Genomic DNA, 24,863 nt, shown 5'->3' with positions numbered 1-24,863 from the left:
TGTCTTTCGAACCCATAAATCTGCTTATGAGGAATTATTCCAACTAAGGCAGTTGACGTCAGGAGCCCATTCGCATGCGCGACCAATCGAAGCCGATCACCTCCAGCAACGCGCGCGCAAGCAGCAGATGACCCGTCAAGTTCGGATGCACCCGATCAGACGCCAGCGCAGTCGGATGCGCGTAGTCGAAATGGCTCGCGAAAGCTGCCTGCGTATCCACAAATAATGCGCCTACCGCTCCGCAACCCGCTTGGCAGCCCGCCCGAACTCATCCATCCGGCTTCGCATGTGATCTTCGGCATTCGGTTCCAGATAGAACGGCGTCATGATCACGAGTCCTTGCAGGCCGGGGAGTGCCGATCGAACCAGCTCTTCCAGGGTCTGCTCATATTCTTCAAGGTTCACATGCGATTCCGGAATCGCAGGTTGGTCGAACTGCCGCCATACATCGTTGATGCCGATCATGATCGTTAACCAATTCGGCTTTAGATCCAGTACGTCCGTCTGCCATCTGGCCTGCAAATCCCGAACCGTATTGCCGCCGATGCCCATATTCGTCACTCGAATGAGGAGCTCGGGATATGCCGCCTGCAGCATCGCGTCCACGAGCGCGGCATACCCTTTGCCGACGCCTTGGAACAGCCCTTCCCCGTACGGATATTTACGTTCGCAGTCCGTGATCGAGTCGCCGATCATGACCAGGCGTTGCCCTTCTTTCAGCTTCATCCTTTATTCCTCCCACTCCGTTGGAGACGAATCGTCTTCACCTCGAACGGACGGAACTGAAGTGATACCTCTTCGTCCTCGTGAGGCAAATCCGCCAACTTCTCCTCCAGCATATTTGTCTCATAAACCGCTGCAACGGACAGCCCGAAGTGAAGCACGCACGCTACGGAAGCTCCCTTGCACTCGTACAAACGCACGATCCAATCGCCTGATCCGTCTTCGGCAAGCTTGGCCGTCTCCGCGATCACATTGGCTTGATCGATGCTGAGCAACGATTGCTCCTCCCGGCCTCCTCCAGACGTTAGGCTGACTGGATAGTTCAACTCGTAGGCTTCACGTATGACAGGACTCCCCAGGAACGCGCCGTTCCAGAACGTAAATCCATATGTAAAATGGTGCGTCCCTTGATCGGACGTCTCATCCGGCCACGTCGGAGCCCGAAGCAGCGTTAGGCTCATCGTGTTGTCGTTGACGGAAATCCCGTATTTGCAGTCGTTCAGCAGCGCAAAGCCGCGGTTCGCCTCCGCAAGCGCCGACCATTTATGCTGAACCACTTCGTAACGATCCGCATCATGCGGACGCGAAGCATGATTCGGCCGCTTGACGTAACCGAACTGAATTTCCTGCAGCGACTCGTTCGCATGTACGCGAACAGGGAAATCGACTTTTAGCAGCTTGTTCTTCTCGCGCCAGTGAATCGTCGTATGGAATTCCACACGGCGGCTGCCGGCACGCAGCCGGATATCCTGGATCAGGGTCGACTGGTTCAGTTCGCGCTCAACCCGAATAGTCGCGAAGAGCGGGCCGTTCGCGGTAACGGATACCTTGGCGCTCGCATTCAGCTCGACGGGTGCCAAGCGGTAGCGCCGATCGATCTCCCAAGCATCGAAATCCGAATTTTGATCCCGATACATCCGCATGACGTTGCAGTGATCCGCCGCCCATTCCGCTCTGGTCTCCTTGTCAAAAATAGTCGTTAACTCGCCCCGTTCGTTTATTTCGAGCGCAATCCATTCGTTCTCCAGACGCGATTCCGTCGCAAGGACCGCTGACGCTGCTGAAGTACCCGTCGCTTCCGCTTCTTCAGCCCTGTACGTCGACCAGCCCATGGAAGGCACCTCTACCTCGGCATAGCGAACGCCTTCGTGCAATTGCACCGGCAGAACCGCTCCGTTTCCGTCCGCAATTCCACGGACGCCTGCGGGCAACACGACCAGTTCCTTTCTCGGCCAGGACAGTGAGTTAAAGACGGTAACCCGGGAGGCATCGTCGTCCGTGAGCGCATCTCTTGCGTCTGAAGCCATGTCATATACGTTCTGATTCAATTCCTTCAGCTCTAGCTGCGCCTCTTCGTGGACGCGATGAATGGAGGAGCCCGGCAGAATATCGTGGAATTGGTTCAGCAGCAGAACCTTCCATAGACGGTCCATATCCTCGTGAGGGTAGCTCCGGTTAAACAGCAGCTCCGCCGCAGCCCCCCAAAGCTCCACCTCGCGGAAACCGATTTCCGCCTTCCGGTTTAGCTTTTTGATGATCGCTTGCGTCGTGTAAGTCCCGCGATGAGCGGGATAATAGAGCTCTCCTACATATTTGGCGTCAGGAATGCCTTTTTCGATCTGATCCTCAAAAAATTCGATCGGCGAGCCATGCTTTGTCTTGGGGACGCCCTCCAAATTGCCGAGCCTGCGCATAAACTCGAGATCATCCCGATTGGATCCGCCGCCTCCGTCGCCGTGTCCGAACTGCGTGAGCCGCGTGGAAATTCCTTCAAGCTGGACGCGATCGCTCCACTGATGGATCAAGAATGACGGGTTAATCCGAATTGGATAGTAATCGCCGTAGTTCATCAGATGCGTCAAAATTTGCGAACCGTCGATCCCTTCCCACATGAACGTATTATGCGGGAACGGGTCCGCTACATTATCATAAGTACCGAACAATTTTGTAGACGCGAAATAATGGATCCCGCAGCCCTTCATAATTTGCGGCAGGTTCCCGGAATAGCCGAATACGTCAGGCAGCCACAGCATCTCGTTGTCCACGCCGAATTCGTCCTTGAAGAACCGCTTGCCGTGCAGCGCCTGGCGGATCAGGCTCTCGCCGCTGGGCAGATTCGTATCGGGCTCCACCCACATGGAGCCTTCGGGAACGATTCTCCCTTCCTTTACCGCCTGTTTGATGCGCGCATACAGCTCCGGATACAGCGTCTTGACCACCTGGAACAAATACGGCTGGCTCTGGGTGTATGTGTATTCCGGATATTCGTCCATGAGCGCCAACTGATTGGACATGGTCCGCGCAATCTTCCGCTTTGTCTCCGCGATCGGCCACAGCCAGGCGACATCCAGGTGGGACTGTCCCATCAGGTACAGGGTCGGCGCCGTCGAACCGTTCACGCAGGAGAGGAGCGGCTCCATCAACTTCCGGCACTGCTTTGCGTTCTCACAGAGCGCTTCTTGACGCAGGGTCAGGTCGATCGTCGCGAACACCTGAGTCAGGCATCGATCAATCTCCGCAACGCGGAGGGATTTGGCATCCAGATGATTGCGAAGATCGTACAAGCACTCCAAATCGATGAAAAACTGGTAGACCTCCTCTTCAAAAACGCAAAGCTGTGACTCTCCGAACGTCGGCCTGGAATCCGAATGGCCGGCGTACGCCTCCGTGACGATTTCAAATGGCTCGCCGGCTTTTGCCGAACGGGTTAAAGTTACGTAATGATGGTTAAGGTCCTTTGCGCCGCTCACGATACCATTTATGTACACGGTCGCTTCGCATCCGAAATCAAGCATGGCCACAAGCCGTTTGCCTTCGGCCTCTTTGGGAACGATAATGTTCGAGCGGAACCAGCCGTATCCCCAATTTTCTCCCCACCGCTGACCCGGAGCGAAACTCTCAAACGGTTGTCCATCCATTTCATGAATAAACAGTTGTTTCATTGTCGTAAAACCGGAAAAATCCATAGAATAAAGCTTCGTTATCATAAATTGATCTCTTTTGTTTAGCAGCTTTTCCACATGGAATAAAATCTCTTTTTTTTCATTCAAGGTTTCTCACATCCTATGTTTCGTTATCTATGATCCTATCGCCTTGCGGCATACCGCCCCTCCGCGGCGGCCTTGCAGCGGAGGGACGATTTCTATTCGTTTCCTAGCGCTCTTTGTGCAGCATCATTATAGATTTTCAGCGCTTCATCAATGTTGCCCATTTTTTTGACCTTATCGATGAATGCCTGCCAATTGTCGAAGCTGTTTTTGCCTGCTACGAATTTAGCCTGTTCTTCCGTAACGAACGTCTTGATCGGGTTCATAATTTCCGAGACCCGCTGGCTCTCACTGCCCGTGAGTTGAATCGACGGCTCGCTCAACCAGGAAGGAACATAGTCGTTCTCAGGCATGGGCAGACTCGTCAGGAATTCCGCCTTCTCAATTGGCACCTCTTCATATTTGCCGTTAAATACCGTATAGTCTGTCGCGGCAAAATCCACGAACGCTCTTGCGTCGCTCACCATCTGCAAGCCGGGGTTATGGTTTCGGCTAGCGCGCATGCCGTATTTATCGCCCTCCAACCAGGGATCCTTGGCCGTTTTCAGCGAGTCGACAAAGGTCGGAACGCCGTCTTCCCCGATCGTATAGGTTGTGCCCTCGATTCCCCAAGTGATGAGCTGGATCATTTCATCCGAATATTGATAATCGATGAATTTGATCAATTCTTCAGGGTTTTTAACTTTCGAGCTTACGCCGTAGACTCCCCAGCCCAAGTCAGGGGTATTGCCGTTCACAACCTCCTGCCAGGCTTTTCCGTACTTCGGATTGTCAGGATACAACGAAACCGCGAAAATCTTCCCGTCGTCGGCCGTTCTCGTGTACTCGGCCGGCGTCGTAAACCACTGCGTCAGCCACATGAGGTTGTCGCCGTTCAGCGCTTTTCTTTTCAGCGTATCGTCTGTATCAATGGTATACTCCGGATCTAACAGCTTCTCGGCATACAGCTTATTCGCAAATTGGAGCGCATCTTTATATCCTTCATCCAGAACTCCGTATACGTATTTCTCGCCGTCCCAGAAAATTTCATCCCGGATATGGTTCGCAGAGAACAGCGATCTCAAGCTGTTCCATTTTGTCGCAACCGGATATTTATCGGGGTAGAGCTCTTTAAGTTTTTTGGCAGCCCCATAAAATTCATCGAGGGTTTCCGGAATTTTGATGTTATTGGCCTCGAACACGTCATAGCGGTAAGCAGACGTATTCTGGATGAGCATGCCTCGATCCTCGGGGAATCTGGGCGTGGAGGTTTCTTTAAAGGTGAACATGCTGCCGTCGGCATCCGTTACTCGCTTCATTCCGTTCTTAACCTTGCCAATGTAGTTCATATAGTTCGGCATTAAATCTTGATACTGGCCTAACTCGAGCAGCTGGCCTTGTTCGGCCATTTCGGTCGTATCATAGAATAACGGCGTCACGAAGAAATCCGTCAGATCGTCGCTTGCAATCATGAGCTTGACCTTTTCGTCATATTCGGAAGACGGAATATAGTTATATTTGATTTCTACCTTCTTGCCCATATAAGCTTCCATGCGTTTGTGCCATTCCTTGCCTACCAGACTATTCGGATTATCCACACCGTTCGCAGGCAGCGTGACCGAAAAGCGCATGACTTCTTGATTCTCTTCATTGGTATCGGATTTTTTGGAATTATTCGAACATCCGGAAAAAACCATTAGTAGGGCCAATCCGAGGACAAGCATGTTTGCCAATTTGTTCATTCCATTTCCCCCTAATTTGCACAATTAACCACTTCTTCTTCAAATCTGCTATTCATTACTGGTCAATGAATGACTGCACATTCAGTTTGCTTGCACCGGCGCCTTCAGATCTTTAGCCTTTGATGGAGCCGACGAATATCCCTTTGGTGAAATGCTTCTGGAAGATCGGATAAATACACATGATCGGAAACATGGTAATAATGATGACGCTCATTCGTACCGCCTTCGGATCAAGCGTCTCCCCCGGAGCATTGATGGCAACCGCGCCGCCTCCTACCCGCCCTTGAATCGCAGTTGTATCCAAGGTAAACAGGTAGTTTCGGAGCACCATCTGCAAGGGATACTTGTCCTGGTCTCGCAGATAGATCAAAGCCTCGAACCAACTGTTCCAGCTTCCGACCAGACCGAATAGAGCAAAGGTGGCAAACAGCGCTTTCGACAACGGCAGTATGATCCTGAAGAGAACCACCAAATCACTCGCTCCATCGATATAGGCGGAGTCCTTCAGTTCAGAAGGAATATTCAGAAAGAAAGTCCGAAACAGAAACACATTATAAGCACTGATCGCACCAGGGAGAATCATGACCCATACCGTATCCAACAGGTTCAAACCGCGCATAAGCAGATAGGTCGGGATTAAGCCGCCGCCGAAAAACATCGTAATCATGAGAAAAATGGTCAGAAATTTCTTGCCCGCAAATCCCGGGATCGTGAGCGGATACGCCATCAGTGCCGTAAACAGCAGCATGATGCCCGTAGAGCCGGCCGCATAAATAATCGAGTTCAGATATCCTTTAAAAATGTACGGATCCTGAAACACCGTCGTGTACGCTTCCAGATTAAATCCCTTGGGCCAAATCGTTACGCTCCCCGAGGAGATGTAACGCGTGCCGCTAAGCGATGTCGCGATAATGTTCAGAATCGGATACAGCACGACAATCAGGATGAATAGCATGATAACCATATTGAATACATCGAATGCTCTGGAACCCAAACTAGCCTTTTTCAACATCCCACCACCTAGAACAAACTCGTATCTGATACTTTCCGGCTTAACCAATTGGTCAAGTAAAGGATCGTAAAGGAAATAAACGACATGAATAATCCGATAGCCGTCGTGTACTCGTATTGTGCGCCCAGTATACCTTGACGATAAACGTAGGATCCGATGACATCCGCTACTTCGTAAGTCTCAGGCGAATAGAGCAGAATGATCTTCTGGAAATCACTCCCGAGGATTCCTCCGACGGCGAAAATCAGCAAAATAATGGTGGTCGGCTTGAGCGACGGCCAAGTGATGTGCAAAACCTTCTTCCATCGCCCTGCGCCGTCTACCTCGGCCACGTCATACAGCGTAGGATCAATTCCGCTTAATGCTGCAAGGTAGATGATCGTGCCGAACCCGACGCCCTGCCATATGCCCGAAGAAATGAAGATGGTCCGGAAATAGTCAGGTTCGAGAAGAAACATGATCGGGTCTCCGCCGAAGAAGCCGACAATATGGTTAAACAAACCGTCTCTCGCCGTAAATTCCTTAAGCATCCCCGCAACAATGACGACCGAAATAAAATGCGGGAAATAAGAAACCGTCTGCACAAGCTTCTTAAAGCCCTTGTTTTTCAATTCATTAAACAACAGAGCCAATATAATCGGCGCCGGAAATGACCAAAATAAAGTATACAAACCGAGAAGCAAAGTATTCTTTAGAACTCTAAACGCCATCGGATCGTTAAAAAAAGAAGTGAAGTATTTGATCCCCACCCACTCGCTTCCCCAAATCCCCTTGGAAGCATTGAAATCTTTGAAAGCGATTAATATTCCGTACATCGGAAAATAGTGAAAGATTAACAGCGTCAGAAAGCCAGGAAGCACCATAAGATAGAGATAGCGGTGCTTCACAATCCTGGCCACCAGCCTGTTATTGATTGTCTTCAAAGGAACACCTCCTGACTGTTAACGTGATCGGATACGGCTGGTGCTATTACTCCAGTTCGCATGAGCCTGGCCATTTGGTTCGTTTTATATGTAAGCGCATTCAATTTCACCCCCAGACTGTATCCTAACGTTCGTCGAAAACGCATTTGCTTCCGGCTACCGTCCCCTATAGATATGATTATCATGATGCCCCACAACTTGTTATGCTAAGTAGAAAATAACACATACTATTTACATCGTCAACACATAAAAGCGTTAATCTGTTCATCGTTATTTAGCATACTATCTTCGGATTATCCCGAACTGACGATATCTGTGCGGTGTCAGGTTATGCCTTCGCTTGAATAAGTCGTAAAAGTAGCTGACGTTGTCAAGTCCGATCTCAAGGCTGATGTCCAGGATGTCCATATCCGTGTTTAGCAGCAAATTCTCGGCGTAGGACATTCTCAATTCGTTAATATACTGGGTCGGAGACATCCCGAGATGCTTCTTAAACATTCTGCATACGTAGGCATGCGATTTGCCCGACAACTGGACAAGCGCTGCCGTTCCCCGCGTAAAGTGCTCTTTCTTCCTCGCCTCTCGGCATAGGGACTTAAACCATTCCGGTTGTCCGGTAAGATCGATCGGATCCGCGTCAGCCTTGATATACCTGGAGAACAGGTCGGTCAAGATGGCTCTTACCTCCGCCTTGACAGTCAGCTTCTTCTCCTGCGGGATCAGACTGAGCTGGTCCAGCCGATACCGCACATATTCCTTCTCCGTTTTGGACAGTAAGGTCGACGGCGGCATGGTCGGCCCAAGCAATCTTTCGCTTGGGAACCCTTCTCCCAAGAAAGCTATGAGGTCGTCCAAGACCTCGCGATGGAACGACAAATTGATGAACTGGCAATCGCTGTCCGTCGTCTGCTCATAATAATGAACATCCCGGTCCCGTATGAATACGAGTGTATTTTCCTGCAGCAGCTGCCTTTTGCCGTTAATGACATGCACAACGCTTCCCTTCAGGATAAGAAACAATTCAAAGAAGTCATGCGTATGCATGTCGATCGTGTCGCGCACAGAAGCGATCAGCCGATAGTGGGCCTGAATTTCAGAATCAATCCCGTCCGCCGCATAAAGCTTCAACATGGGTATCCCTCCTTGTTTGTATGTTGATTAGTTCTTCCGATGTCAAAACACCATAAAGCATTCCAAAATAGAGCAAGATCGGGAGGAGCACTTTCGATTAGGATAAAGTTGTTATTGGAGCCCGAAAGGAGATTTGTCACGAATGAACTTACTGGAACTGCGTCAGCAATTCGAAGCAAACAAACGCATTTATGAAAGCGCCAAGCTTGTCTTCCGCGGAGTCGAAGGCTTTGACGTCTACAACCCTACGATCCCGTTCCAATGGAACGGCAAGCGCTACATTTACGGACGCGTGGAGAAACGACATGAGTGGGCGAGGTCCTGGGTTCGCTTGTTCGAGCAGAGCGGTCCGGACGAGTGGACTGCCGTACCGAATACGATGATTTATCAGCTAGAAGACCCTTATATTAGCGTGATCGACAAACAGCTCGTATTGGGCGGCACGCATGTCCGTTACAAGCAGGGACGCCTCGATACATTCTACGGTTATTTCTACAAAGGAAGTGATCTTCATGATCTCTTCTACTTCACGACCGGTCCGGATTATATGAAGGACATTCGGCTCGTAGAGCTCCAGGACGGGATGATCGGCGTTTTCTCCAGGCCGCGCGGCGAAGAGATCCGCAATGAATTCGGCAGCGAATCCTTGGTGGGATTCACCGTCATCGACAGCCTAGACGAATTGTCTCCGGAAGTCATCGAGAACGCCCCTTATATCCGCGGATTATTCAGCAAGGATGAATGGGGCGGCTGTAACCAAGCATACTTACTCGAGAGCGGGAAGATCGGCGTCATCGGCCATATCTGTTACGCTCAAGGAGATACATCGACTTATATGAACATGGCCTTCGTATTGGATCCGCAGACGAATCGATTCTCGGATTTGAAAATCATCGGCACTCGTCCTTGTTATCCGGATGGCCCCGCCAAGAAGCCGCATCTGACCGACTGTGCGTTCACCGCTGGCATCGAAATGCGTCCCGACGGCAAGGTTAATCTGTACAGCGGCATCGGCGATACCGAAGCGGCACGCATCGTCATCGACTACCCGTTCGAGAAGGAAGGCGCCATTGCAACCTTCTAGATGAAATTCCAAGCTTGGAGCTGCTGGATCCCCCAGCGGCTCCTTTTTTTGTCCGATTTGCGGCACCGTATAGTACCATTCATTTTGCAAAGTGTTTCCGTCATAAAGTTATTATGATAAGTTAATTAAAACACATACTTTATTTGACCCCATCGTAATACAGACCTTCACGAAATTCAAACTTTTTATATCATTTCGCTCCTTTCTTGCTTAATTCCTGAAAAATTCCCACCTATTCGACAAAATCTTTTTCGGAGTTAAGCTCCAAGTACGTATACTTTTTAAACTGATGTACGCTATAATTGAGGAAATGTTGATACGAGGTGAACTCACTTGAACAAGAAGGACTTGGCTCTGCCAAAGTACCAGATGGTAAAAGACTATGTCTTATCCCAGATCGAGAATAAGGAATTTACGAAAGACGATCGGATTCCTAGTGAGTCGGAGTTCTCCAAGCTGCTGGATGTCAGCTCCATCACGGTGCGTAAAGCGCTGTCTGAGCTGGTCAACGAGGGCGTGATCTACCGTGTCCGAGGTAAGGGAAGCTTTGTCGCCAGCCAAGCAGCCGTCTCGGAGAAGACCTCCAATCTGGTGGCCTTCGTCATCTCCGGCATCGACCTGTACGACAGTTCGTATATGCAGATCATGAGAGGTATTCAGTCATTTCTAGGCCAGCATGGCTGCAAGCTGATCATCGAATTCGTGGAGAACGACTTCGAACAGGAACGCGAGCTCATTCTGGGGCTCATTCAAACGGAGCTAAGAGGTTTACTCATCTATTCCTCTGATCCCGAAGCTGCAAAGGGCTATCTCGGAGAGATTCGCAAAAAATCGATTCCGTTTGTTATGCTGGATCGCTCCCCTTCCGGCTATCCGGTCAACGTTGTCACCTGTAATAACCATGACGGTGCTTATGAAGCCGTTGAATACTTGATCCAGCAAGGACATCGACGAATCGGATTCGCGGCTTACGATTATCACCTGAGCCCGGAGGTTGACAGATATAACGGTTATTGCAACGCCATGTCGAATGCGTCCATTCCGATACCCGATGCGCTCTTGTTCCTGGATAAGGAACTGGACTATGCTGCACTTGTGAGCCTTATCCAAGACGGAGAGCTGACCGCGCTGTTCTGCGCGAACGACAAGCGAGCCCTTGAGGTAATCGAACAGCTCACCGCACTTGACATACGTATCCCCGAACAAGTATCCCTTATGGGCTTTGACGATTTCGAGAGCTCCAAGTTCGCCAAGGTGGCCTTAAGCACCGTGAAGCAATATTTCGACGTTCTCGGCTATGAGAGTGCCAAGCTGCTGTTCGAAATTACCGAAGGCTCATCTTATGGCAATAAGAAAGTCATGCTGCCTACAAGCTTGGTCATACGTGATACGATCAAGTCAGTTATAGGTTAAATTTCAAAATTGAAATGCCTTCTAGTTGTTGAGGCTGTGCAAGTAATGAACAAACACGGGTGACCCGTCCGATGTTGGATTGGGTCCCTTTTTCACACCGACTCTACGCGCCCTTCAGACCCTCGCATTTTGTACGTATCGCTTTAAGGCTTAACTTCACCGTATAAGGTCTCTTCTATATCATTCTCCATTAACACAATGTCAGGGGCATCATTATTTCTGTCTACAACCATTGCAAACGTTTCAGAGAAGAACTCGTCTTGATGAATGATTTCTTCCTCCAAAGTGCCCATATCTCGGAAAATCCCATCATGATGGCACGAAAATTGCTTGTTATCCCTATAAGGAAATGACGACACAACATTTTCGAAAGGGATGAGATGATGATGTTAAGAATTGAGCGGGACAAGAACGGAGAGGTCAACGTGCCCTCCCATGCATACTACGGTGTGGAGACGATGCGCGCTGCCGGTGAATATCCCCATGTGAACGCTCGCGTCCATAGCGAATTTATTAAGGCTCTGGCTTCCGTCAAAAACGCAGTCGTACGTGCAGGCATAGAGCAAAGCTTTGTGCCGGAGCGAATCGGAAATCTCATTTTGAAGGCGACGGATGAAATCATGGATGGAAAGCATTCGGAGCAATTTATTACAGATTATATCCATGGTTCTTCAAGCAATATCCTGAATGTGAATATGAACGAGGTGCTTGCCAACCGGGCACTGGAGCTGATGCTTGAGGATAAAGGAAACTATGCGGTGGTTGATCCAGACATTCACGTGAACGGCCCTCATACAGCCGATTGGATCATTTCGACCACGCTAAATGTTGCCGCCCATCAACTTTCGCACAAGTTAATCACAGCCATCGAGGGATTAAAGTATCGATTATGGATGGCAAAAGAACTTCTCGAGGGACAACGTCCGGCCGATTCCGCGGATTCTGTTATGATGGTGTCGACACGACTGATCCGTTCTTTCAGGGAATCCGCGAAGCAGCTGCAGCTCGATGCGACGCCGCTCACGGAAGCCGCCTCCCGATTAAAGAGAATCCGTATCGATTCCGCACCGGATGCTGCCATGCCCCATTCGTATTGCGAATTAACGGAGAGAACCGTCTCTTACTTAAGGCAAATTACCTGTACTGATTATTTTGCAGCAAGTCACTACCAAGATTCTTCTTCCGGCAGCAAAAGCGCCTATGCAGACCTTTCATCGGCTCTGAAAACATTGGCTGTTAATCTGTTCAAGCTATGCTGCGATATTTGGGACGCCTCTATGAGTGAACAGGATATGAATCCGCCGAACCGCATTTACTATGAATCTGCCGGATTTTTGCATCAGATCTGTATGCAGGTTATTGGATATGACCATATCATCAACCTCGCAGAGGAAGCCGGGATGCCTAATGACGACACCGTTCCTCCGGTAATCCTCTACCATTTAATGGAGTCGCTAGACATTATGATGAAGGGTATCGGATCGTTTGCAAGTTCGCTGACACGAGAGCAGAACGATGCCGATACAACAGCCGACTAAAGGAAAATGACGCACCGCTTCAGGAGGATTGAAAATCGAATAGGAGGCTACCCATTTGTTGAGTAGCCGACCTTCCTCACCACCGTACGTAAGTTCGGTATATGGCGGTTCAATCGCTTAAGTGCAAGTTACGCAGGCGCTCGTACTGCGCAGGAAATTCATAGTATCCTGCCTGTGTGAGCTTTTCGTTTGTAATCGAACGCTGTAATATCGCGCTTACGGCTATACGCGGACTTTCACCTCCAAGTTATCGCCCATGCTGGGCGTACCCAAGAAAGGGTGTCTCGGAAACCTATCCGAGACACCCTTTTCTATCTACGCTTGCGGAACGAGGAGGGCATAATCTGCATTTGTTCCCGATACTTCGCAACCGTTCTGCGAGACAGCCGGATTCCCTCCGCTCGCAGCATATCCGTAATATGCTGGTCCGAATAGGGAATGTTTTTATTTTCGGCGTCGATAAGCTCCTTGATTCGGGCTTTAACACTCCGGGAGGATACACTGCTACCGCCCGTCGTCGACAGTCTAGCAGAGAAAAAATATTTGAGAGGGAGCACGCCATGCGGCGTAAGTACGAATTTACCGTTCACCGCCCGGCTAACGGTCGATTCATGCAGGTCCAGTTTGGTGGATATCGTATTCATCTTCATCGGTGCAATTCCCTTGATTCCTTCAACCAGAAACTGCCGCTGCTCCTCCATAATGGCATTGACGACCCTCATCATTGTCCGGTTCCTCTTCTCCAAGCTCCGAACCAGCCAACGGGCAGATCGGACGCAGCTGCTCAAATACGAAGTGGCTTCGGTTGATCCCCGCAACTTAACCCATTCTCGGGAGGAGTTGTTAATGGAGAGCTTGGGGAGATTTTCCGGATGGATCGACACTATGAAGCCACCCTCATAGTTTTCGACGATCGCATCCGGAACGATATACTCTGGCTCTATCGAGGTATACGCCAGCCCCGGACGAGGATTCAATCCGCGAATATATTCCGCTGCCGTCCTTGCCGTCTCCATGGGTATGTTCAAAGCCATTGCGATCTTCTCCAGCTTCCCGTATGCCAGCTCCGGCATATACAGGTCTGCGACTTCATAGGCATACGGAGCGGCCGCCGGATCTCTAACAATCTGCAGCAGCAGGCATTCCCGCAAATCTCTGCAGCCGACACCGGCAGGCTCTAACGATTGCAATGCCTCATGCGCGGTCCGAATAAGCTCCTCTGATACGCCAAGCTTCCGTCTGATTTCGGTGATCGGGATATCCAGATATCCGTCATCGCTTAGATTCCCCGCCATAAATGCCGCAACTCGGTATACCTCCCTTGGCAGGGAGAGCATACGCAGTTGGCTCCTAAGCCTTGACTCCAATGTGTCCTGCGACTGCCTTGCGTTCTGTAATGGGTCCATCTCGTACCCATTGCTGATTGTGGCCCTGCTCCTGTAGCCATAAGCGTCGTAATCCCGTCTGAATTCGAGTTCAAGGACTGGGTTTTCAGCTTCCTGGTCCTGTAAATACTGGACCAGGTCTTCGGCGGACATGGTTAATATATGAATCGATTGCTTCAGTTCAGGAGTTATTGCCAGCTTCGTGCTTTGGTCTTGCACTAATTGATAGCTCAGCAACAGATTCTCCTCCTCCCGCAGGCTCTCTTCAATGAATATACTGTTCCCTCTTGACTATACTCAAAAACATTCGAAATGAACATCATGATTTCGTGTCTAATATTTTAGACTATATATGTTGAGCGATTTGATGTTCATCCTGTTAGAACCGCTCAGCTACCAGCTTTGCCTGCGTAAACAACAGCAAATAATCCCGACCGCCGGCTTTTGAATCCGTGCCTGACATATTAAATCCGCCGAACGGATGCGTTCCGACCAAGGCGCCAGTGCATTTGCGGTTGAAATACAGATTGCCAACGAAAAGTTCGCGTCTTGCCTTCTCCAGATTCGGCCCGCTACGAGAAATGACGGCACCGGTCAAGCCATAATCCGTATTGTTGGCATACGCCAGCGCCTCATCAAAGGTTTGCGCCTTCGTGAATGCAACCACCGGACCGAATATTTCTTCCTGCGAAATCCGGGCATTCGGATCTACATCCGCGAAGATCGTCGGTTCGATGAAGAATCCGTTCAGATCTCCTGTGCCGCCACCAAGGGCCAAGCGTCCTTCCTCTTTTCCGATTTCGATATACTCCTGAATTTTGAGGTATGCCTTTTCATCAATAACAGGACCTACATCGGTTGCGGCGGCTGCCGGGGCACCCATTACCAGCTGACTTGCCCGCTCCACTACTCGTTGCAGCACGATGTCGTAGACTTTCTCATGGACGATGGCCCTGGAACAAGCCGAACACTTCTGCCCGGAGAAACCGAAGGCGGACAGCGTTATGGCATCCACCGCCAGATCGAGGTCTGCATCCTCATCAACGATGATCGCATCTTTGCCGCCCATTTCCGCAATGACACGTTTGATCCATTTTTGCCCAGGCTGCGTCTTGGCCGCCCGTTCATTGATGCGGAGTCCAACATCGCGGGAGCCTGTAAAGCTGACGAAACGGGTCAGTGGGTGGTCAACAAGGTAATCGCCGACCTCTCCACCCGGTCCTGGAACGAAGTTGACGACGCCGGACGGCAACCCGACCTCTTCGAGCAGTGCCATAAATTTGGCAGCGATGACAGGTGTTGGACTGGCCGGTTTAAGGACGACGGTATTCCCGGATACAACGGCAGCCATCGTCATGCCTGCCATAATGGCCAATGGAAAATTCCATGGCGGAATGATGACACCGACGCCTAAAGGCAGATAATACAGCTCATTCTCTTCTTCCTGGCTAACCGTTAATGGCTGCGGCTGGCTAAGCCGCTGTATTTCGCGTCCATAGAACTCCAGGAAATCGATCGCCTCCGCCGTTTCAACATCCGCTTCTACCCGGGTCTTCCCAGCCTCAAATGTCATCAAGGCGGAAAATTCATTTCTGCGTCGGCGCAAAATAGCTGCTGCCCGGAATAAATAACGTGCACGCTCATTCAGATCCGTCCGCTTCCAAGTCTCAAAGGCAGCTGCAGCCGCCTGCATTGCCTGCTCCGCATATTGTACATTCGCCTGAGATACGGTACCGACCACCTGAGCTTTATTCGCAGGGTTAATGGAGACGGCCTTGTGCTCAGTCATGATGCGCTCACCTCCGATGATTAGCGGATACTCTTTGCCAAGTCCTGCCTCCGTCTGCTCAAGTACGCGGTCATATTCCGCATTGTTACGCTCATCCTTAAAGTTAACAAACGACTCGTTCCTGAATTCAGTTCTCATAATTATTACCCACCCTTTTTCGTGTGATTTGGCTGGAATCGTCAAACCCTATTCCACCGGTCCTCTTGGATAATAAGCAATTATCGTGCCAACTGTGCTTGTTTCTTTCGTCTGGAACGATTTTTGCTTGCAGTTAACCTGGTAAAGATTCATTGCACGAGCAATGACAGCCTGAAAGGAGAAATCAACCGTGGATAGTACTGAACTCTATCGAAAAGTATTATTATCAGTTTCCGGCAATAAACTGGTCGAGAATCTTGCCCTTCGGTACGGCCGTAAATTAGCAGCTAAATTCATTGCTGGTAACAGCTTGGAGGAAGCGTTGGATGAAATTGAGAGGTTGAACGAAAAAGGGATCATCGTCACATTGGATCATCTGGGGGAGGGAATCACACAGTTATCGGAAGCTGCAGGCTACAGAGAGGAATATATACGCTTAATTAATGGGATCGCCATGCGGAAGGTGAACTCCAACGTATCACTGAAGCCAACGCAGATGGGCTTGGCCCTTGATCCGGAAGCATGCTATAGCAACATTCGGGACATCGTCATTCAGGCTGAACAAGATAACAATTTCGTACGGATCGATATGGAGGATTCCCCCTTTACACAAGCAACAATCGATATCGTTCTTCGCCTTCACGGGGAGGGATTAACCAATGTCGGAACTGTGATTCAAGCCTACTTGCTGCGTTCACGAGAAGATGTGAAGCGATTGATTGAAGCTGGTGTAAACCTCCGTCTCGTAAAAGGAGCGTACAAGGAGCCGGCATCCGTTGCCTATCAGCAAATGAGTGAAGTCATCGATAACTTCAAAGCCCTCATTCAAATGCACCTTGACCAAGGCGTGTACACGGCCATTGCTTCGCATGATGATCGCATCATCGATTGGGTCAAGGGATATGCTCTTAAGAACGGCATTCCGAACGATGCCTACGAATTCCAGATGTTGTACGGCCTGCGAATGAACGACCAGGCGCAATTGGCGAAGGAAGGCTACCGAATCCGCTGCTATATGCCCTACGGCAGCATGTGGTACCCGTACTACACCCGACGGCTGGCAGAAAAGCCTGCTAATCTATGGATGGTCGTCAAAAATATGTTCAAATGATTTACACTGGAAAACAGGCCCGGTATAATGGCCCTAATACAAGATTGTAAGCATTTACATTTCCCATAAAATAGGGGGCAATCGAATGAAGCATCTATTGCCGGCCGTGGAGCATTTCATCCGCACGGACTGCATAATTGTAGATCTGACCGACCTTGTAGCCATCCGGGGTGCGCGGAAGGCTGCCGAGTTTACCCCTGTTTTTGTCAGGGATGAGTCCGGTCAATATGCACTGCTGCCTGCATCGGCCGCCGAAACCATTCTGAATGTTCAAGATATCCTGATCAAAGTCAAAACTGTAAACACAGATGATCCGTTAACGAAAGTCTCTGCTGCCTTCAACTCTTGTTCATTGGCGATCGTTCTTAACGACGGCAAGGCTGTCGGTTACCTTTCCGCACAGGATGTTATGGATGCGGTGGTGCAGACTCACCGGGTGCTGGAGGCTTATTTTGCAACAACGCTGGATACCTTGGACCCGGACGTTGCCATTACGCTGATTGACGAGGAAGGATGTGTAGCCGTCTGGACATCAGGAGCGGAGCATATATTCTCCATTCCGAAAGACGATATCATCGGCAAGCCTGCTTCGGATTTCTTTCCCGTCGATCGTCTGCAGTCTCTTCGCACGCTCGAAACCGGCCAGCCCGCCCATAAAATGCAGCATCGGCCGCGGCACGACCTGTTCGTCCTAATTAATTCGAATCCGGTTACTCTCGAGGATCGGATTATTGGCGCCGTTACGGCGGAATCAGACCTGACCACCCAAATGCGGCTGCATCAAGAGCTGCTGCAGATGACAAGCAAGGTCCATCATCTTCAGAAGGAAGTGGCCCTGCTGAACCCTGCGGCAGACCCATTTCAGCATATTAAGGGAGCGAGCCGCGCGATTAAACACAGTATCGAAACAATCAAGAAGATCAGTTCTACGAAAGCGACGGTGCTTATCCTGGGTGAGAGCGGTACCGGAAAAGAATTATTCGCGAAGGCGATCCATGAGTCCCGCGAGTCGATGAACGCCCCCTTCATTGCAATCAATTGCGGAGCCATACCAGCCGCACTGTTCGAGAGCGAATTATTTGGCTACGAACGGGGCGCTTTCTCTGGTGCAGACCCGAAAGGAAAGAAAGGAAAGATCGAACTGGCCCGCGGCGGCACTCTATTCCTTGACGAGATTGGGGAAATGCCTCTTGATCTTCAGGTCAAACTGCTGCGCGTGCTCCAAGAACGGAGTTACTTCCCGGTCGGCGGCACGAAGTTGCTGCAGGCCGACTGCCGGATTATCGCGGCCACAAACCGTGATTTGAAGCGGATGATTGATGACGGCAGCTTTCGCGAGGACCTATATTACCGGCTAAACGTCGTAACGTTGGAGGTTCCCCCTTTACGCGACCGCAAAGAAGATATTTACGAGCTGACACAGTCCTTTCTTCACGAATTCTCGCTCGTTTATGGCCGCCATATCCATTCGTTTACGCCTGAGGTATTCGAGGATTTGCTTCACTACGATTGGCCTGGAAACATCCGCGAGCTGCGCAATACCATTGAGCGTCTCGTCATCTTCTCTACCGAAGGAGAGATTCGGCGCGAATATTTGCCAGACCATATTTATTCCGGCGATAAGAGTCCGCAGCAGGGAGAGGATGTTGGTCCAAGCACCGCACCCATCGACGGTGCTACTTACCAGGTAAGGCTTGACGAGTACGAGCGGAACCTAATGCGTGAAGCGCTTGAAGCAGTCAACGGGAACAAGTACACGCTAGCGAAGCAGCTCGGCATTTCGCGGGCTACGCTCTACAATAAGCTCAAACGGCTGAAACTGTGAAAGTAGCTTGGATGGACGATGTCTAATATTTTGGACACTTCAATTTTGAATGTCTAAAATTGCATACATAATGGAATTATCAGCCAATTATGAAATTAGGGGCTGTTCATTATTTCCCAAAACGAAAGGCGGCTGATCGTTTGATCAGCCGCCTCTTTATCATGGTTCAACTACCGTATTCAGTTAGCCACGTCGAGTTGCAAACCGTACCGTTCGACCACCACGCCTCCGAGGATGGGACCGGATAATCTGTCCAGAGACAAAAAAGCAGCTTCTTATTTCATGTCCTTCCAGCTTTTGAAATCGTGAATGGCGAAGCCGGCATAGCTTGCGTAGTGCGCCAATTGATTATGGGCAGACTGCAGCTCTTTTTCCATCACTTCGCTGCTCATGGAATAGAATGAGACCCGCGGCCCCTCTTTGCTTTCGAGCGTTTCTACAGCAATAACAACTTTCTTCTTCAGCGTAGAGGCTTCTCTCAGTATGGTCTGCGCATTTTCCACAATTCCATTGGTGCCTAACGCATGATTCCGATAATTCATGATCACTAGGCAATCGAACTTCTCCAGCAACCATGCGCTCATACTGTAATCCTTCCCTGGTACATGAATCGTATTCAGCCAAAACGGAACGTCGATTGCAATTTTTAAGCCGCTCCCTTTGGTTTCTTTCTCGATCAGTCTTAAATTGTCCATCCAGCTTTCAAGAATCGTCTTATTGTCCTTCGTCCATTCACTTAACGCATAAGGTTCAATATCGAAATGCAAACCCGAAAAGCTTGCTTCCGGGCCAACAGCGGCGTTATAGGCTTTAACCCACGCTATAAATTTTTGAATATCCTCCTGCTTAGACCTATAGGCCCATTCGGGACGACCCTCAAGTGCCTCCACTTGAATTCCTTCGCTCTTCGCTTTTCGAATAAAACCCTCATATATTGCTGGATCTATATCTCTATCAACCTGAAGGTAAATATCCGTTAACCCTTTTATTCTTGCAAAGTTTATAATTTTATCTTGATCCTGTTTCAGGATGTGGCTGTTCCATATCCATGTTCCTTTCGGAGCACGGGCCACTGAAGTCACGATGCTCACCAGATTAAGTGAAGACTGCCAATCCACAATTGCATGCAAGGCTTCACTAATAAAGCGAAGCGGAACCATCGTGCGACCGTTTTTGAGCACCGCCGATCCTTCAAAGTCTACTCTTTTTCCATTTACCAGTGCATGATTATCGCCAATCCCCAAAATAATGATGTCACGGTTAAGCAAGATCGTGATTTGTTTTAATTTTCCGCTCCATTTCGTAGTAGCTCCGAGCTTTTCGGATACAAAAGCAAGTGGAACCATCGTAAGGTTGGTTCTTTGATCGACGTATGGGTGCTCATCTGGGAAATGTACTTCACGACCATCCACGGATACTCGGACTTTAGAAGCGTAGATAGCGGGGGTAAATGCAGCTAAACTTAGCATGATAGCTAATGTGCATACTAGCAATTTTTTCATGGGTGACTTCCTTATCTTTTTGATTTTTTCTTGTCTTTACTATACGCACAATGTCGAAATGAGATTAAATGGGATTATAAGGTATGTAATTAATATCACGACTATTTTAGACGGTGTATAACTATCCCCATATTTTCACATAAAAGTTTATTGTGTGTGGGCATCGAGAGCTTCAATAGCTGCTTCAATAGAAGCAATGCGTCTTTCAAGTAACGTCTTTTGTGGACTACCTTCTTTAGCTTTTTCATACTGTTTTTGAACAGATGGAAGAATACCAAATATAACCTTTCGGGCTTCAAGGATGTTTTCCTTTTCGTATGAAAAATCCGCTCCATGCCAAGCATGTTCTAGACTATCTAAGGCGATTTTCACTGCATCCAGTCGTTTCTTAACGAGGTTTTCGTTTGATCCTTTCTCCATCATATTCTTATAGGCATTCTCGAGCTTGCTTAATGTTGACTGCATCGATTTTATCAACAATGTTTGGCGTTCTGGGCTAACAGCTTTCATTTTTCTCACTCCCTTATGTATTGTACTGAACGTAAGGCGCTGATCCCATAGGTCGCTGCACCCAACTCGTGAGCATTTACATGCGTCACAGCCAGGGCCTGCCCAGCAGCCTGTGCGGCGTTAGCTTCAAAGGCGGCCTTACTTGATTGAGTTCAATCACTCGACGATGGCGATCTTCATTTGGTTGTGCTTGCACGAATTAATGTAGCTCATGTTGTGCGCAATCGGCTGCCAATATCGCAAGAAGAGATAATCCGTATCCTGCAATGTACCGCCCGACTCATAGTAACGAAGCTAGGGTCTCCCATTAAAATCCCCTTCCTTTCGATTCCAATATAAGTGTACAACATTTATGCAAGTGCAAAGATAAAACTGACATATCCTTCATTTCACTAACATCAATATAAAAAGATTATCGTTGTACTTTAATGTTTTCTCTAAAGATTGTTTGAATCATATGAGGTATATTAGATCATTCTACTCTACTTGTAATGACTCAATTATGGCTTCAAAAATGATCTATCAGGCTATTCGGCTTTGTTGATGTGTTTTTCAACTATAGTGCCCTTTAGCTAAATAATCTGTTGATGTTATTCAATTAGAAGCTCTTGTCATCAAGTCACGACAAGAACTTATATAATTAGATTGAAAAAAGCCGCGATGTTCGCGACTTCTTATACTTGTATGTTCTTGTCCTCCGAGATGGGTTCATTCATCATGCTCCACGGAATTAACTTTCCTGCCAGTCATCAAGGCCACGCCGAGCCGACGTGCTTCCGAGCACATTTCCTCGATCAGGGATCCCCAGCCTTTCTTCAAATAATACACGCCAGTGATGGAACGCTGCATCTGTCTGAACAAGGGGCCTGCCACTTGTAAATCCGGAGCCTGCACGTATGTTCCTCCTCGGGCCAGCACGTACAGAAGATGACGTACCATCGGACTTCTCACGTGCTCCTCCATCCAGTCTCGCAGACTCATGTGTGGAATCGCGGCCGTGTCCAGCTTGAGAATCTTCATGAGGATGGCTCCGAACCTGTATTTGTCCGCAGCCGATAACAAGGGAGTCTTAAGCAGCGAACGGACCGCAGCCGGAAAAGGGTGCACCTGCTCTTTCCAGATTCCGTACGGGGTGAACTCGTCGACTTTTCGAAAAATATCCGGATTTACGTTCAATTCGCGGAAAATGTCGTACGCATCCCCGGCATAGAGGGCATGTGAACCCAAATTAAAGCGTATCCCGTCCTTCTTGTTTGTGATCGCCCTTCCCCCCATCTGATTCTGACTTTCCAAAACAACGACGCGTTTTCCTCCTCTTGCTAAATAAAGAGCTGCGGTCAGTCCGGCAATGCCTCCACCAACAACGGCCACATCGTACTTTGCAATCATTCGAAGAAACCTCCTTCATACGCTCTCATTAAACAAGACCGGAAGGAGGCCGAAAATGTGACAAAGTGAAAACGGCGATGCAGTATAAAGAGCAACCCGAATAACGCTGCCCCATTGAATTACGACAGGAAATTAGTTTACTTCAAAGAAAGAAGCCGCATATTATGCGACTTTCAAACCGTTTTCACCTTTGTTTATTAAAATTTGCCCGTCGAGGTTTTCATAGGAACATTTTGCGATTTATTGCCCACATTCGGGTTATAAATTTAGGTGACAGGATCCCTCGAAGCTCTGATAGCTTCTATTCGAAGGCCGCCCAAATTGGGCAGCATGAGATAATCGGCTCATGCTGTTATGGAGAGATGATGAGACGTCCAATTTGGTTGCACTCTTCAGCAAACCAGATTTCGCCCTTTGCACCAATCGCAATACTGTGGGGCTCGGCGTTGTTAGTCGGGATTGGATACTCTGTAATCATGCCTTGAACCGTAATTCGTCCGATTTTGTTACCGCCCCATTCGGTGAACCAAAGATCCCCATCTTCCCCGGAGATGATAGCATGGGGTCTGGCATTCGATGTTGGTATCATAATTTCCGTTACCTCGCCTGAAGTTGTCATTCTTCCGATTGTATTGGCCATCATTTGCACAAACCATAATGCCCCGTCAGGACCACTCGTAATGCCTACAGGTCCGGAATTCAGTGTTGGGATCGGAAATTCCGTTACATCACCTTCAGTGGTTATTCTGCCGATCGAATTACCTTGATTCTGTGTAAACCATAGTGCCCCGTCGGGGCCGGGAACAATAAATGAAGGAAATGAGTCTGAGTTAGGCAACTCAAACTCGGTCATCTCCCCCGACGTGGTTAACCTTCCGATTCTGGCCGCTATTCATTTCCGTAAACCATTCTCTGTCGGCAGGTTGAACGAAGTGATCTCGCCTGCTTCATTAATTCGTCCGATTCGATTACCCCGTTGTTCCGTAAACCACATGGCAGCGTCTTTTCCCCTCGTTATTCCGTATGGGCCGGAATCCTGTGTTTTGACTGTATATTCATGTATCATAACCCTCATGCATATTACCTCCTAAAAAAACGATTGTTAGGACGTTGTTTCAATCTTTTTAGCGTTTCCATATCTCCGATGACGATCACGCCAATATTCAGCTTTCATTGGGATTTGGACCTAACAAAAGCATGCTCTCCTTCACGATTATTCTAATTCCTTAATCCGTCGAATCCCTCGCGCGATTTGTTCCCTCTCATGCTCGCACAGCGAATAGAGTACAGGTGCCCTAGGAATGTCGAACTTCAGATGAGAATGAGGGATTTCCGTCAATAATGTTCCAATGGGTTGTTGACTATTCTTACTTCGTATAACGTTCCAGAAAATTCTGGACCTATTTTCCTCGGTCCCCCATTTTTCAAGCGAGTTGCGAAATAGCAGACATTTCCCGATGACGAAATCATGCTCCTTAAGGGGCTCCGTTGCTTCGAAACCTGCATCTTCAAGGCTATCGAAGATTACGGGCATCAACTGGTCCAAATAAAGCCCATAGGCAGCATCCTCGATTTCACGAAAAGCGATCGTTAACTCATCAAACATCGAATCGTATCGTGTTTTCCATACCGATTCGATATACTGGTTACCTGCTACACAAATCTCCTCAATTGTCATGTCGGAACGAAATACTGGTTTTACTGTCATATAAACTCCTCCTTGAAATGGATTAGCTCCATCATACAACATGCAAGCCAATTGGAAGGTTCGGAGATATTTATGAAGGAAATCAATAAATCATCCAGAATAACATTACAACGGTTTTAATGTTTGCGTTTTTTACGAAGGTGGGATCACATGGGCTATCGACCGAAAAAGCTGGCTGAAAAATACGGGTTGAGCGGCAGCACCCTGCGGAACTACGAAGCGAGGGGGTTAATACCTCCGGCAGATCGATCTTCCAATGGATATCGTATGTATACAGAACGGCATGAAGCTTATCTGGCATGTATTCAAGCCATGGCTGCCGGATTCGGCATGGAAGTAACGAGCGAGGTCATGCATTGTCTTGGGCAAAATAAGTTGGATGACGCATTGTGGATCATCAGGGATCGAGAGGTCATGCTGCATCGGGAAAAAGCAAGTTTGGATCAACTGGTAAGGGAGTTGAAATCATATTTCGAAGGTAGTCGAGATTGTGACTTTAACCAACATTTCAGCATCCACGAGGTTTCCAGCCGGACGGGTGCTCCTAAATCGGCAATCCGCTACTGGGAGCAAAGCGGCCTGTTCATGGCTAAACGAGACCCTGATAACGATTACCGTCTTTATAATGAAACTCATCTCTTTAAAATTAGGATGATTCAGGTACTGCAGAGCTCTGTTTATTCCGAGGAAACCGTGAATTTAAAACAATCCATTGCACGCTTAGAACTAGAGAACATCGAGCATGCGATGAAGCTTTCTGAAAATATCCAGGCTTACCTGCACAAAACGATCAAACTCCAGATGCGAGCGCTCTATTTTCTATATCGCTTAATTAAAGACTAATTTTAGCGTAAAGATTAATACAAAGTAACATTGACACCGATTCAAAAGCAGAAGCCATGGGTCACAGCGTG

At 48.8% G+C, this 24,863-nt stretch carries 18 protein-coding genes and 3 pseudogenes; 6 read left to right on the top strand and 15 right to left on the bottom strand.

The window, feature by feature from the left end:
• Nucleotides 1–58 precede the first annotated feature (58 nt).
• From ABEW73_RS31305 to ABEW73_RS31280, 6 genes and pseudogenes are all read right to left on the bottom strand, one after another.
• Nucleotides 59–726: pseudogene (locus ABEW73_RS31305) on the bottom strand (SGNH/GDSL hydrolase family protein).
• Nucleotides 723–3,773, bottom strand: coding sequence for an alpha-mannosidase (locus tag ABEW73_RS31300; RefSeq protein ID WP_430168650.1), 3,051 nt, complete (start codon nucleotides 3,771–3,773; stop codon nucleotides 723–725). The pseudogene ABEW73_RS31305 and the gene ABEW73_RS31300 overlap by 4 nt, the downstream one beginning before the upstream one ends.
• A 92-nt stretch (nucleotides 3,774–3,865) precedes the next feature.
• Entirely contained in the window at nucleotides 3,866–5,491 is a 1,626-nt protein-coding gene (locus tag ABEW73_RS31295; RefSeq protein ID WP_430168647.1) for an extracellular solute-binding protein, read from the bottom strand.
• A gap of 112 nt (nucleotides 5,492–5,603) precedes the next feature.
• Nucleotides 5,604–6,500, bottom strand: coding sequence for a carbohydrate ABC transporter permease (locus ABEW73_RS31290; protein ID WP_430168644.1), 897 nt, complete (start codon nucleotides 6,498–6,500; stop codon nucleotides 5,604–5,606).
• 11 nt (nucleotides 6,501–6,511) lie between these two features.
• Nucleotides 6,512–7,426 (bottom strand): ABC transporter permease, encoded by a 915-nt coding sequence (locus tag ABEW73_RS31285; protein ID WP_430168641.1) that lies wholly within the window; start codon nucleotides 7,424–7,426, stop codon nucleotides 6,512–6,514.
• Nucleotides 7,427–7,708: 282 nt separating this feature from the next.
• Nucleotides 7,709–8,557: an AraC family transcriptional regulator gene (locus ABEW73_RS31280; RefSeq protein ID WP_430168639.1), complete on the bottom strand. Its 849-nt coding sequence runs from the start codon at nucleotides 8,555–8,557 to the stop codon at nucleotides 7,709–7,711.
• A gap of 142 nt (nucleotides 8,558–8,699) precedes the next feature.
• On the opposite strand from ABEW73_RS31280, the gene ABEW73_RS31275 reads away from it, so the two are divergent.
• Both ABEW73_RS31275 and ABEW73_RS31270 read left to right on the top strand, forming a co-directional pair.
• Nucleotides 8,700–9,641, top strand: a complete 942-nt coding sequence (locus ABEW73_RS31275; protein WP_430168636.1) for an MTP-1 family protein — start codon at nucleotides 8,700–8,702, stop codon at nucleotides 9,639–9,641.
• A gap of 333 nt (nucleotides 9,642–9,974) precedes the next feature.
• On the top strand, nucleotides 9,975–11,054 hold the full coding sequence (locus ABEW73_RS31270) for a substrate-binding domain-containing protein (protein WP_430168633.1): 1,080 nt from the start codon (nucleotides 9,975–9,977) through the stop codon (nucleotides 11,052–11,054).
• A gap of 143 nt (nucleotides 11,055–11,197) precedes the next feature.
• Here the strand turns inward: ABEW73_RS31270 and ABEW73_RS31265 are convergent, their stop codons facing one another.
• Nucleotides 11,198–11,347 (bottom strand): hypothetical protein, encoded by a 150-nt coding sequence (locus ABEW73_RS31265; RefSeq protein ID WP_430168631.1) that lies wholly within the window; start codon nucleotides 11,345–11,347, stop codon nucleotides 11,198–11,200.
• 93 nt (nucleotides 11,348–11,440) lie between these two features.
• Here ABEW73_RS31265 and ABEW73_RS31260 point away from each other — a divergent pair, with 93 nt between their 5' ends.
• Nucleotides 11,441–12,592: a lyase family protein gene (locus tag ABEW73_RS31260; RefSeq protein WP_430168628.1), complete on the top strand. Its 1,152-nt coding sequence runs from the start codon at nucleotides 11,441–11,443 to the stop codon at nucleotides 12,590–12,592.
• Nucleotides 12,593–12,903: 311 nt separating this feature from the next.
• On the opposite strand, the gene rpoN is transcribed toward ABEW73_RS31260, so the two are convergent.
• Together rpoN and pruA are read right to left on the bottom strand one after the other, a co-directional pair.
• A complete protein-coding gene (rpoN, locus tag ABEW73_RS31255; protein ID WP_430168626.1) occupies nucleotides 12,904–14,214 on the bottom strand; it encodes an RNA polymerase factor sigma-54 in 1,311 nt (436 codons plus the stop codon).
• A 142-nt stretch (nucleotides 14,215–14,356) separates the two neighbouring features.
• A complete protein-coding gene (gene pruA, locus ABEW73_RS31250) occupies nucleotides 14,357–15,904 on the bottom strand; it encodes an L-glutamate gamma-semialdehyde dehydrogenase (RefSeq protein ID WP_430168624.1) in 1,548 nt (515 codons plus the stop codon).
• Nucleotides 15,905–16,094: 190 nt separating this feature from the next.
• On the opposite strand from pruA, the gene ABEW73_RS31245 reads away from it, so the two are divergent.
• Both ABEW73_RS31245 and ABEW73_RS31240 read left to right on the top strand, forming a co-directional pair.
• The gene (locus ABEW73_RS31245; protein WP_430168621.1) at nucleotides 16,095–17,015 is read left to right on the top strand and encodes a proline dehydrogenase family protein; all 921 of its coding nucleotides are present in this window, start codon (nucleotides 16,095–16,097) and stop codon (nucleotides 17,013–17,015) included.
• Between the two features lie 85 nt (nucleotides 17,016–17,100).
• Entirely contained in the window at nucleotides 17,101–18,840 is a 1,740-nt protein-coding gene (locus tag ABEW73_RS31240; RefSeq protein WP_430168619.1) for a sigma-54 interaction domain-containing protein, read from the top strand.
• 275 nt (nucleotides 18,841–19,115) lie between these two features.
• Here ABEW73_RS31240 and ABEW73_RS31235 read toward each other — a convergent pair whose 3' ends face one another.
• The 6 genes and pseudogenes from ABEW73_RS31235 to ABEW73_RS31210 all read right to left on the bottom strand — a co-directional run bounded on the left by ABEW73_RS31235 (nucleotide 19,116) and on the right by ABEW73_RS31210 (nucleotide 23,949).
• Nucleotides 19,116–20,342, bottom strand: coding sequence for a copper amine oxidase N-terminal domain-containing protein (locus tag ABEW73_RS31235; RefSeq protein ID WP_430168617.1), 1,227 nt, complete (start codon nucleotides 20,340–20,342; stop codon nucleotides 19,116–19,118).
• 147 nt (nucleotides 20,343–20,489) lie between these two features.
• Complete coding sequence (locus ABEW73_RS31230) at nucleotides 20,490–20,852, bottom strand: hypothetical protein (RefSeq protein ID WP_430168615.1); 363 nt, start codon at nucleotides 20,850–20,852, stop codon at nucleotides 20,490–20,492.
• A 5-nt stretch (nucleotides 20,853–20,857) separates the two neighbouring features.
• Nucleotides 20,858–20,980, bottom strand: a pseudogene (locus ABEW73_RS31225) (putative immunity protein); the annotation flags it as partial.
• A gap of 580 nt (nucleotides 20,981–21,560) precedes the next feature.
• Complete coding sequence (locus tag ABEW73_RS31220; RefSeq protein ID WP_430168612.1) at nucleotides 21,561–22,241, bottom strand: phytoene desaturase family protein; 681 nt, start codon at nucleotides 22,239–22,241, stop codon at nucleotides 21,561–21,563.
• A gap of 352 nt (nucleotides 22,242–22,593) precedes the next feature.
• A pseudogene (locus ABEW73_RS31215) lies at nucleotides 22,594–23,307 on the bottom strand (virginiamycin B lyase family protein).
• Between the two features lie 147 nt (nucleotides 23,308–23,454).
• Complete coding sequence (locus ABEW73_RS31210; RefSeq protein WP_430168609.1) at nucleotides 23,455–23,949, bottom strand: DUF6022 family protein; 495 nt, start codon at nucleotides 23,947–23,949, stop codon at nucleotides 23,455–23,457.
• 150 nt (nucleotides 23,950–24,099) lie between these two features.
• Here ABEW73_RS31210 and ABEW73_RS31205 point away from each other — a divergent pair, with 150 nt between their 5' ends.
• Nucleotides 24,100–24,792: a MerR family transcriptional regulator gene (locus ABEW73_RS31205; protein WP_430168607.1), complete on the top strand. Its 693-nt coding sequence runs from the start codon at nucleotides 24,100–24,102 to the stop codon at nucleotides 24,790–24,792.
• Nucleotides 24,793–24,863: the final 71 nt, after the last annotated feature.

Source organism: Paenibacillus lautus, from assembly GCF_050482385.1.
Classification (GTDB): domain Bacteria; phylum Bacillota; class Bacilli; order Paenibacillales; family Paenibacillaceae; genus Paenibacillus_AQ; species Paenibacillus_AQ lautus_B.
The sequence above is the reverse complement of the archived record's forward strand: the minus strand, read 5'-3'. Positions and strand labels throughout refer to the sequence as shown.